This is a genomic window from Pseudomonas sp. NFACC05-1, from assembly GCF_900100135.1.
Taxonomy (GTDB): domain Bacteria; phylum Pseudomonadota; class Gammaproteobacteria; order Pseudomonadales; family Pseudomonadaceae; genus Aquipseudomonas; species Aquipseudomonas fluorescens_Q.
Window position 1 is genome coordinate 1 of record NZ_FMTR01000026.1, and the last position, 15,822, is coordinate 15,822.

Here is a 15,822-nt window from a genome sequence, read left to right on the forward strand (position 1 = left end):
ACTTGAGGAGTTGGACGGATGGGTGCGACGTAAGCTTCGGTGTGCCATCTGGCGCCAATGGAAGCAGCCCTCGACGAGGGCGCGCAACTTAATGCGCTTGGGGCTTGGCGAAGCTCGTGCCTGCAAGTCAACGTCGAATGGCCGCGGCCCATGGTGGAACTCGGGGGCGTCGCATATGAATCAGGCGCTGCCGAAGAAACTGTGGAACCAGCTCGGACTGGTCTCGATACTGGACACGATCAACGGCTTATCTGCATAACCTGAACCGCCGTATACGGAACCGTACGTACGGTGGTGTGAGAGGACGGCGGATGCAAATCCGCCTCCTACTCGATCCTGCGTTTTTTTGTTCCTGGCAGGCGTCCTCCATCGGGGCTGCTTCTGGTTGCGTTTCACTGAACCCTGGCGAGCGGCCTGGGGTCAATGAGCTATATGGCAATTTGGCCATCGTCGATCAGGGAGTTATCCATGGATTTCATTCGTATCATTATCGCCATCCTGCTGCCGCCATTGGGGGTGTTTCTGCAGGTGGGTTTTGGCGGGGCTTTCTGGCTGAATATCCTGCTGACGCTGCTGGGTTATATCCCTGGCATCGTGCATGCGGTGTACATCATCGCCAAGCGCTGAGGCCATGAGGGATTTATCTGTGGCGAGGGAGCTTGCTCCCGCTGGAGCGCGCAGCGGTCCCAATGTTTTTGCGATTGCTGCGCAATCGAGCGGGAGCAAGCTCCCTCGCCACAATGAGCGCCGTTGTCATAGACCGCAATCGATCACCCTGCGATAAAACAACCACTCATGCTCCAGCGCATGAGCCTGGTTCGCCGCCTTGCGAAAACCGTGGCGTTCATCGTGATAGTAGTGCGCCTCGACCGCCACGCCGTTGGCCTGTAAAGCGTTGACCATGACGCGGGTTTGCTGCGGCACGACCACGGCGTCCAGTTCACCCTGGAAAAAGATCACCGGCACGCGAATGTTCCCGGCGTGCAGCAGCGGGGTACGGGCGCGGTAACGCTCGACGTCTTGTTGCGGATCGCCGATCAGCCAGTCCAGGTAATCACCTTCGAACTTGTGCGTAGCACGGGCCAGGGCGACAGGATCGCTCACGCCATAGAGGCTGGCGCCGGCGCGGAATACATCATGGAATGCCAGGGCGCAGAGGGTCGTGTAGCCACCGGCACTGCCGCCTCGAATGAACGCGCGTCGGCCATCGATCAGGCCTTGTTCGTCCAGATACGCGACCACCGCGCAGGCGTCCTCGACATCCACCACGCCCCAATTCAAATGCAACGCCTGCCGATAGGCCCGGCCATAGCCGCTGCTGCCGCGGTAGTTGAGATCGGCGACGGCAAAGCCACGCTGGGTCCAATACTGGATACGCGGGTCGAACAGGGGATAACAGGCCGAGGTGGGTCCGCCATGAATGAACACCACCAATGGTGGCTTTGCGGGTGCGTTCATGGCCGGGTAGAAGAACCCGTGGGCCTCGCCTGACGCGGATGGATAGCGCAGGGTTCGAGGACGGCTGATCTGTTCGATAGGCAAGGGCGTGACGCCGCCGGCCAGCACGGCCACTTCGTGGCTGTGCCGCTCAATGGCAATGACCGCCGATGGCCGGGTCGGCGAGGCTGCAACGGCGTAGATGAACCGTTCATCCAGCACCAGGCTGCGAAAGCGGGTGTAGGGGCCGGTGAAGTCTTCTTCGACATCGTCACCGTGGCATAGACCCAGGCGCCCGAAACCCGCTTCGGTCCAGCTGGCCAGGTACGTGTGTTCGCCCAGCGGCAGCCAGGTGCAACCACCCAGTTGCCACGGCGCTGGGGCGTGATCGGCTTGGGCGGCAGGCAGCGGTTCCAGGCCCTGGGCCGACTCCACCCAAGGCTGCCAATAACCCCCGCGATCAGTCAGGCAATAAAGACGACTGGCCGCATCGAAGCGCGGTTGCTGGATGGACTCTTCTTCACCGTTGCCCGCGACACAGCGCGGCGCACCCCAACCCGCGGTGTTGCGCTCGGCCAGCATCAAGCGCGTTGCGGTCCAGGGTTGATGCGGGCGGCTCCATTCAATCCAGGCGAGCCGCTGGCCGTCCGGGCTCACGGTGGGTGACGCGTAGAAATCCGCACCTTCGGCCAGCAGGTGTCGCTGATGATCCACCAGCCCGATCGACACCAGGCGATGCTGGTTGGCCCGTTCTTCCACCGCCAGTACCTGGCCGTCGGCGAAGCTCAGATCCCCATAACGGCAGTCACCCGAGGTCAGCGCTATGGGGCGTTCGTCGTTCAGGGATTGGTGGTACAGCTGCTGGTCGGCCTCATTGACGAACAGCACACCGTAATGGCTCAGGCAGAATGATCCACCGCCGTATTCATAGACCCGGCTGCGCGCGCTGAACCCGTCCGGTGTCAGGCAGCGGGGCATGGCGTCTTGCCAATGCCAGATCCGGCAGGCACCGTCTGCGGGGCGGTATTCATTCCAGAACAGGCCCAAAGGCCCGAGCTGCAGTTCGGCGAAGTCGGTGCCGGCGGCAACGGCCTGGGCGGCGCTGAAAGGCTCAGCCTTTGGCGATGAGGCGCGAGTTTCGTTCATTGCGAAAGGCCAATTGTTCGATGGTTTGCGTGGCGTGCTCGGCGTCTTCACGCGCCTGCAGGATCACCCCGTGATGTTCGGATTTGCTGCACACCGGGTCGGCGTTGCTGGCGTCGCCGGTGAGCATGAACGCCTGGCAGCGGCAGCCGCCGAAGTCCTTTTCTTTTTCATCGCAGGAGCGGCACGGTTCGGGCATCCAGTCATAACCGCGGAAGCGGTTGAAGCCGAATGAGTCGTACCAGATGTGCTGCATGCTGTGGTCGCGCACGTTGGGAAATTGCACCGGCAACTGGCGGGCACCGTGACAGGGCAATGCCGTGCCGTCCGGCGTGACGGTGAGGAAAATGCTGCCCCAGCCGTTCATGCAGCCCTTGGGGCGTTCTTCGTAGTAGTCCGGCGTGACGAAGATCAGCTTGCACGGATTGCCTTGCGCTTCCAGCTTGGCGCGGTATTCGTTGGTGACACGCTCGGCACGCACCAGTTGTTCCCGAGTGGGCAGCAGGCCGACGCGGTTGAGCTGCGCCCAGCCATAGAACTGGCACGTGGCAAGCTCGACGAAGTCGGCCTCCAGAGCGATGCACAGTTCGATGATGCGATCGATCTTGTCGATGTTGTGCCGATGGGTCACGAAGTTCAGCACCATCGGGTAGCCGTGGGCTTTCACCGCCCGGGCCATTTCCAGTTTTTGCGCGAAGGCTTTCTTCGAGCCGGCCAGGAGGTTGTTCACCTGCTCGTCGCTGGCCTGGAAACTGATCTGGATATGGTCGAGGCCGGCCTTCTTGAAGTCGCTGATTTTCTGCTCGGTCAGGCCGATGCCGGAAGTGATCAGGTTGGTATAGAAACCCAGCCGGCGCGCCTCGCCGATCAACTCGGCCAGGTCTTGGCGCACCAACGGCTCGCCGCCGGAAAAGCCCAGCTGCGCGGCGCCCATCTCGCGGGCTTCGCGAAAGACCTTGAACCATTGCTCGGTGCTCAACTCCTGGCCCTGTTCGGCGAAGTCCAGCGGGTTGGAGCAATATGGGCATTGCAGCGGGCAACGGTAGGTCAGCTCGGCCAGCAGCCACAGCGGCAGGCCGACTTCAGGCTTGGGCGGCAGCCCGTTGGTCTCAGACAAGTTCGATCCAGTGCTGTGCACGGGCGACCTCCATGAATTGCTCGATGTCGTCACCGAGTTCCGGCACGTCGGGAAACTGCTTCGCCAACTCGCCGACGATGGCCGCGACATCCCGTTCACCGTCGATCAGCCCGCCGATCAGCGCAGCGCTGTCGTTCAGCTTGATCATGCCTTCAGGATAGAGCAGCACATGGCCTTTCTGTGCCGGTTCGTACTGGAAGCGATAGCCAGGGCGCCAGCGTGGGGTTTGGCTGCGGTTAAAACTCATAAGGTAATTCCTTTGTGCCAAACCCGTTGGTCGGTCACGCTGTGGTAGGGCGGGCGGTTCAATTCGTAGGCCATGCTCATGGCGTCGAGCATGCTCCAGAGGATGTCCAGTTTGAACTGGAGAATCTCCAGCATTCGCTCTTGCCCTGCGCGGGTGGTGTAGTGCTGCAAGGTGATCGCCAGGCCATGCTCCACGTCACGCCGGGCCTGGCCCAGGCGGGTGCGGAAGTATTGATAGCCGGCTGGGTCGATCCACGGGTAATGCTGCGGCCAGCTGTCCAGGCGCGACTGGTGGATCTGCGGGGCGAACAGTTCGGTCAGCGAGCTGCTGGCGGCTTCCTGCCAGCAGGCCCGCCGGGCGAAGTTGACGTAGGCGTCCACGGCGAAACGCACACCTGGCAGCACCAATTCCTGGGAGCGCAGTTGATCGGGGTCCAGGCCCACCGCCTGGCCCAGCCGCAACCAGGCTTCGATACCGCCGTCTTCGCCGGGGGCTCCGTCATGGTCGAGCAGGCGCTGAATCCACTCACGGCGGATCTCCCGGTCCGGGCAGTTGGCCAGGATCGCGGCATCCTTGAGCGGGATATTCACCTGGTAGTAAAAACGGTTCGCGACCCAGCCCTGGATCTGCTCGCGAGTCGCGCGGCCCTCATACATCGCCACGTGATAGGGGTGATGGATGTGGTAATACGCGCCCTTGGCACGCAGGGCGGCTTCGAACTCGGCGGGGGACAGGGGGGTGTCAGTCATTTCCGTTGCTCCTACAGTTCAATACTCATGCCGTCGTAAGACACTTCGACATTGCGCCGCACCAGCTCGGCCCGTTCGGCGGAGTCTTCATCGAGGATCGGGTTGGTGTTGTTGATATGAATAAGGATCTTGCGCTGATTGGGCAGGCGCTCCAGCACTTCCAGCATTCCGCCGGGCCCATTCTGTGCCAGGTGGCCCATTTCCCGGCCGGTGCGGGTGCCAACGCCACGGCGCTGCATTTCATCGTCGTCCCACATCGTACCGTCCACCAGCAGGCAATCGCTGCCGGCCATGATCTCCAGCAATGGCCCATCGACCTTGCCCAAGCCGGGGGCATAGAACAGTTTGCCGCCGGTGCGCAGGTCTTCGACGATCAGCCCGATGTTGTCGCCCGGGTGCGGGTCGAAGCGGTGCGGTGAATAGGGCGGTGCGGCGCTACGCAGGGGCAGCGGGGTGAAGCGCAGGTTCGGGCAGGCCGGGATGGTGAACGATTGGTCGAGTTCGATACGGTTCCAGCTCAGCCCACCGTTCCAGTGGGTCAGCATGTTGAACAGCGGAAATCCCGTGCTCAGGTCTTCATGGACCATGTCGGTGCACCAGACCTGGTGCGGGCACCCTTCGCGCAGGCTGAGCAGGCCGGTGGTGTGGTCGATCTGGCTGTCCATCAGGATGATCGCGCCAATGCCGGTGTCGCGCAGGGCCCGGCCCGGCTGCATCGGGGCGAACGCCTGGAGCTGGGCGCGAATGTCCGGGGAGGCGTTGCACAGCACCCAGTTCACACCGTCATCGGACAGGGCGATGGACGATTGGGTGCGCGCCTGGGCCCGCAGGCTGCCGTCGCGAAAACCTGCGCAATTGGCGCAGTTGCAGTTCCACTGGGGGAAACCGCCACCGGCGGCAGAACCTAGAATCTGGACGAACATGGCTGCTCCATCTGCAAACCGAAATAAAAACGCCTCGGCTGGCCGAGGCGTAGTGCTGCGTGCTTAACCGCCTGCAGCATTCAACGGCTGGCGAAGTACATGGTGACTTCGAAACCGATACGCAGGTCGATATATGCGGGTTTGGACCAGGACATGGGAATACTCCTTTGGTTGGGATGCTTTCGTTAGTTGGAACGGTTGAGACCTATACATATAGTCCACCTCCGTGCGGAGATGTTCAGATGCTTAGGCGGCTATGTTACTAAATCTGACAGATCGTTCGCCGCGATTCTCGAAGAAAGCTCATTACGGCCGCTGCAATGATCACTGCGGCGCTAGCCAGCGCTCTCCCGGACAGGCTCCGTTGCTCAGGCAATACCATCCCCCTTCAGCCTCGATCAGACGTTGGGCGGCTCTTTGTAGCTGCGTGCGATCCAGGTACACGATGGCAGCGGAGAGTTGTTCAAGATAATCCGACGGGTGGCAGGCCAGCTTGCCCTGCCAGAGCAGCTCGGCGGCCTGGGCGCAGGGCAGGGCGGTGCTCTGGAGTTGGGCGGCAAGCGCCTGCTGCTGGCCGGTCAGGGAAACATCATCGAGTTGCTGGAGCAACGTCGGTAACCCGGCCAGGAACTGTTCGATGTGGGCGCTCAGTTGCGTCGCCGAAAGGCTGGGCGATTGGACGCCGAACAATATCCCGGTTTGCCCGTCGATCTGCTTAAACCCACTGAACACCGCATAGCCCAACTGCAACTCGACGCGCAGGCGCTGATAGAACGGCGTCTGACACAGCTGTGCCAGCAATCGCCAGGCGGCTTCGTCGGCCAGCGTCAGGGTGGCTGTCGGGCAAAACAGCAACACGGCCGGTTCTTCGCCGTGAGTCTGGAGTGTATGCCAGAGGCGTTGCCCGTGAGGTGCCGGCGCCAGGCTGGCTTCATCGCCGGCAATGCCCGGCACTCGGGCCAACGCAGGGCCCAACGACCCTTGGGTGGCCGCCGACAGGCCGATGCACAGCCCGTCCCATCGGGCCGTTGTCCACACGCTTTGGTCGCTGTCGGGCATTGGCAACGCTGACGCTTGGCGGTTGGGGTGGCAGTGATCTGGCAGCGCCTTCAACAGATGCCGAATCGGCATCGGCGGGGGTTCCTGACTGGCCAGGGCCATTGGCAGCGGTTGCGCAAGCTTCGTCAGAACGTGTTCGAGCACCAACGGTATCGGCGCCTGTAAGCCAACCAGTTTCAGTAGCCATTGATAACCGGAGGACTGGAAGCTGACATCCACGCCGGCCTGGCGAGCATCCTCTCGCACATCCTGCAGGTGCCGGTCGAGCCTGGATTGAAAGTCCTGCGGTGTCTGGGTCGTCAGTTGCCAGCGCAGGTACACCGCGCCTTCACGACCGTTGTCTGGCAGCGCCTGGCTGAACTGCATGGGTGAGCGTTCCCGACGCCCCCGGGAGCGGTCCTGGGCGAAGGTTCGCAAGCCGCGGTGGGCGCTGGTCTGGCCGCGTATCAGCCCGGCGCGGGGCGCTTCGCTTGGCGTTTGCAGGAACGGATTGGGTGCGGGCAACTGCCAGGGTTCCACGACGTTATCGGCGGGGTGCAGTTGCTTGAGGATTTCCCTGAGCCTCACGAGGTCGTTTGCCAACAGCGGCCCGTCACGTCCTTCACCGTCCCAGCGGGCCACCTGCAAGGCCGATCCTGTCTCCTGCCGGCGCTGCAACAGTGCGGTGAACTCCTGGCGCAACGGCGCCCAGTCGTCCTGGGCGGCAAAGAACCCCAGCCAGTCGTGCAGCAACGGCTGGATTTGCGCCGCTGCCGGAGCGTTGGCGTGCTTGAATTCGAGGTGCAGCAGCGCCTGCCCGGCAAACTCATACAGCGCGGTGGCCTTGAGGCTGTCAGCCAGGCCGCGCTGACGCAACGTGGCGAGCAAGCCGCCCGGTTTGCTGGAGTTCAGCCACATACAGAGAAAGTCCAGGGCTTGAGGCGAGGCGGCCGGTAAATCTTCGAAGGCGAACAGCAGATCAAGGCAACCCTCGCGGGCCTGTTGATAATGCGTCGGGGACGATGCCATCAAACTTGGTGGTGCCGGCCTGGCAAGCGCTTCGCCGGCAGGTAGGTGGCTGTCGAACTGTTCAGCCAGCGCTTTCAAGGCGTCGATGCTTTGCGGGCCGGCCAGGCTCAGGGTCATCTGGCCGCTCTGGTAAAAGCGGCGATAGAAGTCGTGCAAGGCGCTTTGGAATTCGCTTTGCGCCACCGCGAGGCTGTCGCGATTGCCGGCATGAAAACCCCGCAGCGGATGGCTCGCCGACAGGCCGTCATGCAGGGCAAGCTGCCGCTGGGCTGCTGCATCCTGGGACCAGGCGATGAACTCGGCGTGCAGCACTTCTCGTTCGCGCAACTGATCGGCCTCATCCAGGCGTGGGTGAGTGAGCATGTCCCCCAGCCGTTCCAGTCCCTCGGCGAAGGTTGCGGGTGGCAATTCGAAGAAAAAATCCGTGGTGCGTTCGCTGGTGCGTGCATTGACCTGGCCGCCATGGCGCTGCACATAGGCCATCAGGTTCTCCCCAGCGGGAAAACGCTCGGTGCCGAGGAAGAACAGATGCTCGAGCAAGTGCGCCAATCCCGGCCAGGCCAGGGGCGCGTCATGGCTGCCAGCCGCGACTCGCAGTACTGCAGCGCTGCGCTTGAGGCCTGGGACGTGACGCAATGTCACCCGCAAGCCGTTGGCCAGGGTTTCAGTGTGGGGGCGGAGGGAGTCGGGGGCCGGCATGAGCGCTTCCAGAACAAAGATGCGCTCATGCTAGCGGATTAGGCCGCGTTCTCAATCCTCAATCAGTGTTTGTGCAGGTCGTCGTAAAGCTCAGGGCGGCGATCATGCAGGTAGTTGTAGGCCGCGCGGGAGTCGTCCATCAGTTGTCGATCCAGTTCTGCGACGATCAAGGCCTCATCCAGCCCTGCAAGCGCCGGGCGGCTGCCATTCGGCGCGGCGATACTGCTTTGGCCACAATACTGCAATTCACCTTCGTGGCCGCAGTAGTTGGCGTACGCCACGAAACACTGGTTCTCGATGGCCCGGGCCCGCACGGTGACGTCGGCGATGAACTCGTAAGGTTGCATGTTGGCGGTCGGCACCAGGATCAGCTCGGCGCCGGCCAAGGCCAGGCGTCGGGCATTTTCCGGAAATTCCAGGTCGTAGCAGATCAGGAGGCCAAGCTTCCAGCCATTGAGCTCCACGATGGGCAATGCGGCGTCGCCGGCGCTGAACATGGCGTGATCGAGGTCGCCGAACAGGTGGCTCTTGCGGTAGTTGGCCAGGCGCTCACCCTGGGCGTCGATCAGCTGCACGGCGTTGTAGATCTGCCCGTCTTCGCCGCGCTCAGGGTAGCCGTAGACAATCGCCAGGCCGGCGGCCTTGGCAATGCGGGCGATCTGTTGCGCCCACTCGCCGTTGTAGACCTCGGCCAATACATTCACCGCGTCGACGCCGATGTTGTAGCCGGTCATGAACATCTCCGGCAGCACCAGCACATCGGCGCCCCTGGCTTCCAGCGCCACCTGGTGCAGGCGGTGCAGGTTGCCGGCCGGATCCAGTGGCAGCGGTGGGCATTGGTAGAGGGCTACGCGCATCGAAAACTCCTTTTATTCGGGCAGGGCGATCGGACCGATCTCGTGGAACACATCACCAGGACCCGGGTTCTCGGCGTGAGTTTCACCGCCGAAGTGCTTCATGATCCCCCACACGGCATTGAGTGAGGTCTGTACCGCGCCTTCGACCCAGGCCGGTGTCCATGAGACGTCATCACCGGCGATAAAGATCCCGCGTTGTTCGGCCGGCATGTCGTCCTGCATGAAATGCGCATACATGCGCTGGTTGTAGCGATAGTGGCCAGGCAGCGCGCCCTTGAACGCGCCGAGGAAATGCGGGTCGGCTTCCCAGGACACGGTAATCGGATCGCCGATGATCCGCGCGGCGATGTCCACCTTGGGATAGATTTTCTTCAGGGCATCGAGGGCCAGCTTCACGCGTTTTTCCACCGGGTGCGGGAGCATTTTCAGCGCGTCGCTCATCCAGGAATACGATAGGCAAATCACCCCTGGCTTGTCGTCCCCGTTGTCGAACAGGTAGGTGCCACGGGTAAGACGGTCGGTCAGGGTCATGCTCATCAGGTCGCGGCCGGTCTCGGGGTCCTTGTCCTTCCAGAATGGCCGGTCGACCATCACGAAGGTCTTCGACGATTGCATGTAGCGGGTGCGGTCCAGGGCCATCCACATTTTTTGCGAGAACAGCGCTTCTTCACATTCGATCTGGGTGGTCAGCAGCCAACTCTGGCAGGTGACCAGCACAGCGGCGTACTCGCGGGTGTTGTCCCAGACGTCGGTCACGCTGAATCGGCCATCTGCCGCGCGGGCGATGCGCTTCACGCCGCTGCGTGGGGCACCCAGGTGCAGCGAATTCAGGCTGGTCCCTTGCGGCCAGTGCGCGCAGCGTTCCGGCACGTGGTTCCAGATGCCGTGGGGCACCTGCTCGACGCCGCCGACCACCAGGTGCTGGTGGTCGTCGCAGTTGGTCATCACGACCCGGAAGATTTCCAGCATCGAATTGGGGAAGTCCGAATCCCAGCCGCCGGTGCCGAAACCGACCTGGCCGAACACTTCGCGGTGCTGGAAAGAGAGCTTGGCGAAGGCCTTGGAGGTGGCGACGAAGTCGTAGAAGGTGCGGTCGTCCCACAGTGGCACCAAGGTGTTCCACAGCGCCTTGAGGCGTGGCACGTCGCGGTCGCGGATCGCCTGCTGGATGTCGCCGAAGCGCGAGCCATCCTCCAGCGCATCGGCCCAGGCGTCGGCGACTTCCTGGAACAGTGCGGGAAGGTCCGCCAGTTTCTGTGCGTAGTAGGTCTGGCCTTCCAGGTCGATGACCGTGCTGCCGGACGCGGGGGTCAGCGGGTTGGGGAATGGTTTGGTCTCCAGCCCCAGCTTGTCGACGTAATGGTAGAACGCGGTGGAGGACACCGGAAAACGCATGCCGCCCAGCTCGGCGATCACCCCTTCGGCGCCATTGAACGCTTGTGAGCGCAGGCGCCCACCCATCTTCGACGCCTCGTAGACCACGGGTTTGAGACCCAGCTTCATCAGCTCGTACGCCGCCACCAGGCCGGCGATCCCGGCCCCGACAATCGCCACTTCGGTACCGTGGTTGTGGGCGGGTATGCTGCCCAGGCCAGCCGGATGCTCGATCCAGTCGTCAAAGGCGAAAGGAAAGTCCGGCCCGAAAATGGTGATGGGCTTCTTACCGTCTGCTGGGTGGCGATTGTTCTTGTTCATGGCTGACCTTGATGGGCGACTCGACGCGGTGTTCGCGTCTGAGTATAGGAAAGATGCCAGCCATTCTAGGGAGGGTGGAACACGTTAATAAGACACAATATGTCGTCGTTTTGAGCGTATGGCAGTCATTTTGATCTGTTCATAAATCATAATGACGAAACCTGTCCCCTGTGGGAGCGAGCTAGCTCGCGATAGCGGTGCGTCAGTCCATGAAGGTGCTGAGTGAATTAACACCATCGCGAGCTCGCTCCCACAGAAACGCGCCCTAACAATTGTCTGCGCGATCAACAGCAACAGATACCCGCCGAAACTCCTATGGTTATTCCCTTGAGGTTATATATCCTGGGTGGCATATTTGTATGAAATGGGACGTTGAATACACTGACGAATTTGAGTTGTGGTGGGACCGTCTCAGTGAGTCAGAGCAGGACTCGGTACAGGTTTCGGTGATGCTGCTCGGCGATACCGGGCCGTATCTGGGCTTTCCTCACACCAGTGATATCAAAGGTTCGCGTCATGTCAACCTTCGTGAGTTACGGGTGCAACATGCAGGTAGGCCTTATCGTGTGCTCTATGCGTTTGATCCACGACGCTGCGCCATCCTGCTGATCGGGGAGACAAGACCGGCCAGGACCGTTGGTATCAGCAATATGTGCCTTTGGCCGAACGCCTCTATGACGAGCATTTGGAAGTATTGGAGAGAGAGGGCTTTGACCATGGCTAAGAAATTTTCCGATTTGATGGCGCGTCGTTCGCCTGACTCCCAGGCGCGTGCACAGGCTCTGTATCAGCAGTTGCGTGCAGAAATGCCGTTGCACGAGTTGCGTCAGGCACAGGAGTTGAGCCAGGAGGCCTTGGCCAAGACACTGCATATCAACCAGGCGGCAGTCTCGAAAATGGAGCGCCGTACAGACATGTACATCAGCACATTGCGCAACTACATCCGGGCCATGGGGGGGAATTGGAGATTATCGCGACCTTCCCGGAGGGGCAGGTCAGGATCGAAAATTTCTCCCATCCAACACCGTAACTTACGTTGTTCCCAGTGGGAGCGAGCCTGCTCGCGATAGCGTCGGTTCAGTCAGCACTTTCATGGACTGACAGACCGCCATCGCAAGCAAGCTCGCTTCCACAGGTCAAGTACGCAGGGCTTAGACTGGCTGGCCTCGATCGATCTTGCTGCTGAGGATGATCGAGGTGGTGGTCTTTTCCACGCCGTCCACGCTGCCGATCTGGTCCAGCAACTGGTCCAGCTGTTCCGGCGAGTCCGTGCGCAACCAGGCGACATAGTCGAACTCACCGCTGACCGCGCACAGTTGCTGTACCTGGGCCATGGCGCTCAAGCGTCGCAGCACGTCCTTGCCGGAACGCGGCTGGACCTTGATGCCGACGTAAGCCTGCAAGCCGCCGTCAATCACCCGTTGGCCCAGGCGCACGCCATATCCGGTAATCACCTTGGTCTTTTCCAGGCGCGCCAAGCGCGAAGTTACGGTTGTCCGGGCGATACCCAGCTGCCGGGCCAGCATGGCGACGCTTTCCCGGGCATTGATTTGCAGGGCCGCGATCAGTTGGCGGTCGATTTCGTCGAGGACGGGAGGGCGGGTGTCAGGCAAGGTGGGCTCCGGCGGGGGCATCGGTGGCGAGCATGTTACAGGCTCTCGCGTTCGAAATAGCCAATGGCGGGTAAGGTCAGCGCTCGCCAGGCAGGGGCCAGGTGTACTTGCGAAGACCTGAGCCAGAAACCGTCCTGGCACACCAGCTGTTCAGCGGGCGCTTGCAGCAAAAGGGTCAGAGGCAATGACTGTACCGAACCTGGGTCGTCATTGTCCTCTGCTTCCCAATCGCGCTCGAAACACCGTACATGCAGCTGTTCGTCGTCGAAACTTTCAAACAGCGGCCGATTGCCCAGCCACTGCGGATGCACCCGCAACGTGTGTTCCTGGACATCCAGGAGCAGCAATTGCCAGCCTCGATAACTGCCACACTGTTCTGTCACATCGGTTGCCATGCAGGTCAGGGCCAGGTAACGGCTATCCGTCGACCAGATCATCGACGGTGCCAGATCAACCAACGCGCAGCCTGAGGCTGTCAGCAAATGGCCTCCGAGCCGGGGCGCCTGTGCACGCACCCAACTGTCGGCATATTCCGTTTCGCTGCCGAACAGCCAGGCGGCATCCTGATGGTCGGGGGCAGGCTGGATGAAGTCACCGTCGGCGTTGGCCACTTGCGGACAATCCACCAGGCGCCAAGGGGCAACGCTGTGCAGGTGTGTATCGCTCACCTGCAGCTCCACGGTGTTGTAGAACAGCCGGGATTGTTCGTCGGATTGAAAGAACGAAGGGACGCTATCGCTCTGCGGCGCGGGGATGTTGAAGCGTTGCAGTGCGCTGCTCTCCAGGTCTTGATCAAGACGTCCGGCAACCACTGCCAGGCTCAGCCGGCCGGCGCGGAAATCGAGCAGGCGGGCGACCCACATCGCGGGCCCCTGCAGCAGCTGTCGTTCCTTCAGATCGGCGACCACCCCGTGGGTTGCGACCGTCGTGGCACCGTCGAAGGGCAGCAGGGCCAGGTAACGCCCGCAATCGGAGACCCGATGATCCAACAACCAGCGGCCAGGTAATTGCCAGTCGCCGATCTGACAGCGATAACCGCCCAGCCCATCGGGATTATCGCCAAGCCAGGTCAACCGCGCGCGCACCCCGTCCTGCATCGGCTGCGTCTCGATGTACGAGTCACCGCGCTGGCCTTGGCTGTCCAACGGCATGGCGATGGTCATGCGGGTCAGCGCAAATTCGCCAACCTGCACGCGACCTTGGGCGTCATGATCGACCTGGGTCTCGGTATCGCCGTGGATGCTGTCCAAGCGGTAGCCATAACGCCCGGAGCCCGGTCGCGGATAGTCAAGGTACGAGCCTATCTGCACATGGCTTGCGTCGAGACCCAGCAGCTCGTGCCAATAGAAGGACGGTTCTGTTTCGCTCTTCACCCACGGCGAGGGCAGGGCGCGCCAGCCCAGGTCCAGCTGCCACAGCCAATACTGGTCGCCGTCTGCATGAGGGGCTTGTTCCTGGGCCAGACACACCAGGGCGCGTTGATCGCTGCTCCATACCAACGGCGCATCGGCCGCCATCAACAGGCCGGACGATTGCCCGTTGACGCTGATGGCGTAGCGCGGTGAAACCAGCGGTTCCAGCGGTTGGGCCAGGTCGCGAAACGTCGCCGGCAAGGCAATGTCGCCCCGCAGGCAGTGCTGGCCGTCCGCAGAACGCCGCTCGAAGGCATGTTGAACCTGCTCGGGATGCCAATCGGAGTCCAGCCACAGGTCGGCGAAGGCGACCAGGTGGGTAACGCTGGCCGTCTGGAGCAACTCATCCAGTCGGATTTCGCGAACGCTGTCGTCCACCAGCGGGCTATGGCGCCCGCTCAACACGCCGAGATCAAAAGCGTCCAACTCCCAGAGTTCGCTGTCGGCACAGCGGTACACCTGGCGCTGTTGACGATCGAGGACGACCAGCCCCCAGTTCTGCCGGGACGGTACTGTCGCCGCAAAATAGCGCCCGTCGCGGGAGAACATGGACGAAGAGCCAAGGCCTTGCAGGAGCACGCCATCGGGAAACAGATAGTCGCAATAAGTGGGGCCACCCATGGCGATTTCACTGTGGTTGAACACCCGGATCGGCTCGCCTTCAGGCGTCAATTGCGGCTCGCTTCCACCCCAGGCACTGGCGCCTTTGCCGGAAACGGACGCCAAACCCAGGCGCCGCTCCCAGGCACTGACACACACCAGGCCGCCGCCGATGCTGGCGATGGCCGCCAGGATGCCCCACCACTCAGGCAAGGCCCGACCCACACTGAAACCCAGGCCGAACACGGCGCCGACGATCAACCTGCCACAGACTCGCCCGGCCGACAGAAAACCGAATCGTGCGGCAAACCCCATCAGCAGGCCGAAGAACAACACCGCCAGCAAAGCCAATGGGGGAGGCAGTATCGTGACGAAAAAAGCCGGCACCAGCAGGATGCCGAGTTGCCAGAACAGTTCAAGAAACAGTCGGGAGAGGCTGGGGCTGGCGATGATGGGGATCTCGCTTGAGGAAGGTTGAACGGGCCTCGCCCGTCGTTAATTCCCCAGAGTATTACTTCCAGGTGAGTCGAGGAACAAGGAAAGGGGGCGGCCAGTTGCCAAAGTTGCTATCGCGGTCAAACAACGGAGAGCTTTTGAAGTCGATTCGGGGGACGGATGTTCCGGTGAAAGGTGAGCACGTTAACTTCGAGGGCATATCTGCTTTGATTTTTTGGGAAGTTAGGTATACGTTACATTTAATCTTATTTGTCTTGTATACATAACATGGATTATTCCCTCATCCTCATGCGTCTGGGCGAGCAGGTTCGCAAGCGCCGCCGCAATCGCGGCCTGACCCAGGCCAATCTCGCTACCTTGGCAGGTGTCACTCGGCAGAAGGTCATTGCCATCGAAAAGGGTGACCCGTCGGTGGGGATGCTTGCCTATGCACGAGTCCTGGGGGCCCTGGATTGTGAGTTCGCCGTGGTACCGGCTGCGATGCCTACGCTTGAGGAAATCCAGGGAGTGTTCGACTGATGACGACCAGTTGCAAGCACTGGAACAAGTGCTGGCCCGCTCGACTGAACTTTGTGAACAGGCACCGAATGTGGTCGCAGCCATCAGGCAGTGTGCTGAGCCATTTATGAAGACCTTCGCCTAGGGCGCAAGAGTCAACAGGCTCAAGAACGCAAAAGCCGCGCAATGCGCGGCTTTTTGTATGGTGGGCCCACACGGACTTGAACCGTGGACCAAAGGATTATGAGTCCTCTGCTCTAACCAACTGAGCTATAGGCCCTCAGTAGG

General features: G+C 61.6%; 14 protein-coding genes, 1 tRNA gene and 2 pseudogenes. 5 read left to right on the forward strand and 12 right to left on the reverse strand.

Features of this window, described 5'->3' with window-relative positions; translation table 11 throughout:
* Both BLO97_RS25830 and BLO97_RS25835 read left to right on the forward strand, forming a co-directional pair.
* Positions 1–259, forward strand: a 259-nt coding sequence (locus BLO97_RS25830; protein WP_305882564.1) for a group II intron maturase-specific domain-containing protein, incomplete at its 5' end; no start/stop codon positions are given.
* A gap of 209 nt (positions 260–468) precedes the next feature.
* A complete protein-coding gene (locus BLO97_RS25835) occupies positions 469–627 on the forward strand; it encodes a YqaE/Pmp3 family membrane protein (protein WP_003177654.1) in 159 nt (52 codons plus the stop codon).
* A gap of 126 nt (positions 628–753) precedes the next feature.
* Here BLO97_RS25835 and BLO97_RS25840 read toward each other — a convergent pair whose 3' ends face one another.
* The 9 genes from BLO97_RS25840 to BLO97_RS25880 all read right to left on the reverse strand — a co-directional run bounded on the left by BLO97_RS25840 (position 754) and on the right by BLO97_RS25880 (position 10,955).
* On the reverse strand, positions 754–2,583 hold the full coding sequence (locus BLO97_RS25840) for a S9 family peptidase (RefSeq protein ID WP_092146381.1): 1,830 nt from the start codon (positions 2,581–2,583) through the stop codon (positions 754–756).
* Positions 2,549–3,718: a pyrroloquinoline quinone biosynthesis protein PqqE gene (gene pqqE, locus BLO97_RS25845; protein WP_092146383.1), complete on the reverse strand. Its 1,170-nt coding sequence runs from the start codon at positions 3,716–3,718 to the stop codon at positions 2,549–2,551. Before pqqE ends, BLO97_RS25840 begins: the two co-directional genes overlap by 35 nt.
* Positions 3,690–3,965, reverse strand: coding sequence for a pyrroloquinoline quinone biosynthesis peptide chaperone PqqD (pqqD, locus tag BLO97_RS25850; RefSeq protein WP_063324089.1), 276 nt, complete (start codon positions 3,963–3,965; stop codon positions 3,690–3,692). Before pqqD ends, pqqE begins: the two co-directional genes overlap by 29 nt.
* The gene (gene pqqC, locus BLO97_RS25855) at positions 3,962–4,714 is read right to left on the reverse strand and encodes a pyrroloquinoline-quinone synthase PqqC (protein ID WP_092146385.1); all 753 of its coding nucleotides are present in this window, start codon (positions 4,712–4,714) and stop codon (positions 3,962–3,964) included. Before pqqC ends, pqqD begins: the two co-directional genes overlap by 4 nt.
* Before the next feature lie 11 nt (positions 4,715–4,725).
* A complete protein-coding gene (pqqB, locus tag BLO97_RS25860) occupies positions 4,726–5,637 on the reverse strand; it encodes a pyrroloquinoline quinone biosynthesis protein PqqB (RefSeq protein ID WP_092348897.1) in 912 nt (303 codons plus the stop codon).
* Positions 5,638–5,717: 80 nt separating this feature from the next.
* A complete protein-coding gene (pqqA, locus tag BLO97_RS25865; RefSeq protein WP_003177660.1) occupies positions 5,718–5,792 on the reverse strand; it encodes a pyrroloquinoline quinone precursor peptide PqqA in 75 nt (24 codons plus the stop codon).
* 169 nt (positions 5,793–5,961) lie between these two features.
* On the reverse strand, positions 5,962–8,403 hold the full coding sequence (gene pqqF, locus BLO97_RS25870) for a pyrroloquinoline quinone biosynthesis protein PqqF (RefSeq protein WP_092348900.1): 2,442 nt from the start codon (positions 8,401–8,403) through the stop codon (positions 5,962–5,964).
* Positions 8,404–8,465: 62 nt separating this feature from the next.
* Entirely contained in the window at positions 8,466–9,260 is a 795-nt protein-coding gene (locus BLO97_RS25875) for a carbon-nitrogen hydrolase family protein (RefSeq protein WP_063324093.1), read from the reverse strand.
* 12 nt (positions 9,261–9,272) lie between these two features.
* Positions 9,273–10,955, reverse strand: a complete 1,683-nt coding sequence (locus BLO97_RS25880) for a flavin monoamine oxidase family protein (protein WP_063324094.1) — start codon at positions 10,953–10,955, stop codon at positions 9,273–9,275.
* Between the two features lie 359 nt (positions 10,956–11,314).
* On the opposite strand from BLO97_RS25880, the pseudogene BLO97_RS25885 reads away from it, so the two are divergent.
* Both BLO97_RS25885 and BLO97_RS25890 read left to right on the forward strand, forming a co-directional pair.
* Positions 11,315–11,679: pseudogene (locus tag BLO97_RS25885) on the forward strand (type II toxin-antitoxin system RelE/ParE family toxin).
* Positions 11,672–11,985 (forward strand): annotated as a pseudogene (locus BLO97_RS25890) (XRE family transcriptional regulator). Before BLO97_RS25885 ends, BLO97_RS25890 begins: the two co-directional pseudogenes overlap by 8 nt.
* 121 nt (positions 11,986–12,106) lie before the next feature.
* Here the strand turns inward: BLO97_RS25890 and BLO97_RS25895 are convergent.
* Both BLO97_RS25895 and BLO97_RS25900 read right to left on the reverse strand, forming a co-directional pair.
* Positions 12,107–12,568, reverse strand: coding sequence for an Lrp/AsnC family transcriptional regulator (locus BLO97_RS25895; protein ID WP_060743121.1), 462 nt, complete (start codon positions 12,566–12,568; stop codon positions 12,107–12,109).
* A gap of 35 nt (positions 12,569–12,603) precedes the next feature.
* The gene (locus BLO97_RS25900; RefSeq protein WP_256572346.1) at positions 12,604–14,967 is read right to left on the reverse strand and encodes a hypothetical protein; all 2,364 of its coding nucleotides are present in this window, start codon (positions 14,965–14,967) and stop codon (positions 12,604–12,606) included.
* Positions 14,968–15,303: 336 nt separating this feature from the next.
* Here BLO97_RS25900 and BLO97_RS25905 point away from each other — a divergent pair, with 336 nt between their 5' ends.
* A complete protein-coding gene (locus BLO97_RS25905) occupies positions 15,304–15,555 on the forward strand; it encodes a helix-turn-helix transcriptional regulator (protein WP_170845954.1) in 252 nt (83 codons plus the stop codon).
* Positions 15,556–15,737: 182 nt separating this feature from the next.
* Here the strand turns inward: BLO97_RS25905 and BLO97_RS25910 are convergent.
* A tRNA-Ile gene (locus BLO97_RS25910) sits at positions 15,738–15,814 on the reverse strand.
* Positions 15,815–15,822 lie beyond the last annotated feature (8 nt).

Excerpts from the sequence above, each read along its gene's own strand:
- BLO97_RS25840 (WP_092146381.1), bottom strand. The coding sequence starts at position 2,583 with ATGAACGAAACTCGCGCCTCATCGCCAAAGGCTGAGCCTTTCAGCGCC.
- pqqB (WP_092348897.1), bottom strand. The coding sequence starts at position 5,637 with ATGTTCGTCCAGATTCTAGGTTCTGCCGCCGGTGGCGGTTTCCCCCAG.
- pqqC (WP_092146385.1), bottom strand. The coding sequence starts at position 4,714 with ATGACTGACACCCCCCTGTCCCCCGCCGAGTTCGAAGCCGCCCTGCGT.
- BLO97_RS25880 (WP_063324094.1), bottom strand. The coding sequence starts at position 10,955 with ATGAACAAGAACAATCGCCACCCAGCAGACGGTAAGAAGCCCATCACC.
- pqqD (WP_063324089.1), bottom strand. The coding sequence starts at position 3,965 with ATGAGTTTTAACCGCAGCCAAACCCCACGCTGGCGCCCTGGCTATCGC.
- BLO97_RS25875 (WP_063324093.1), bottom strand. The coding sequence starts at position 9,260 with ATGCGCGTAGCCCTCTACCAATGCCCACCGCTGCCACTGGATCCGGCC.
- BLO97_RS25835 (WP_003177654.1), top strand. The coding sequence starts at position 469 with ATGGATTTCATTCGTATCATTATCGCCATCCTGCTGCCGCCATTGGGG.
- BLO97_RS25905 (WP_170845954.1), top strand. The coding sequence starts at position 15,304 with ATGGATTATTCCCTCATCCTCATGCGTCTGGGCGAGCAGGTTCGCAAG.
- pqqF (WP_092348900.1), bottom strand. The coding sequence starts at position 8,403 with ATGCCGGCCCCCGACTCCCTCCGCCCCCACACTGAAACCCTGGCCAAC.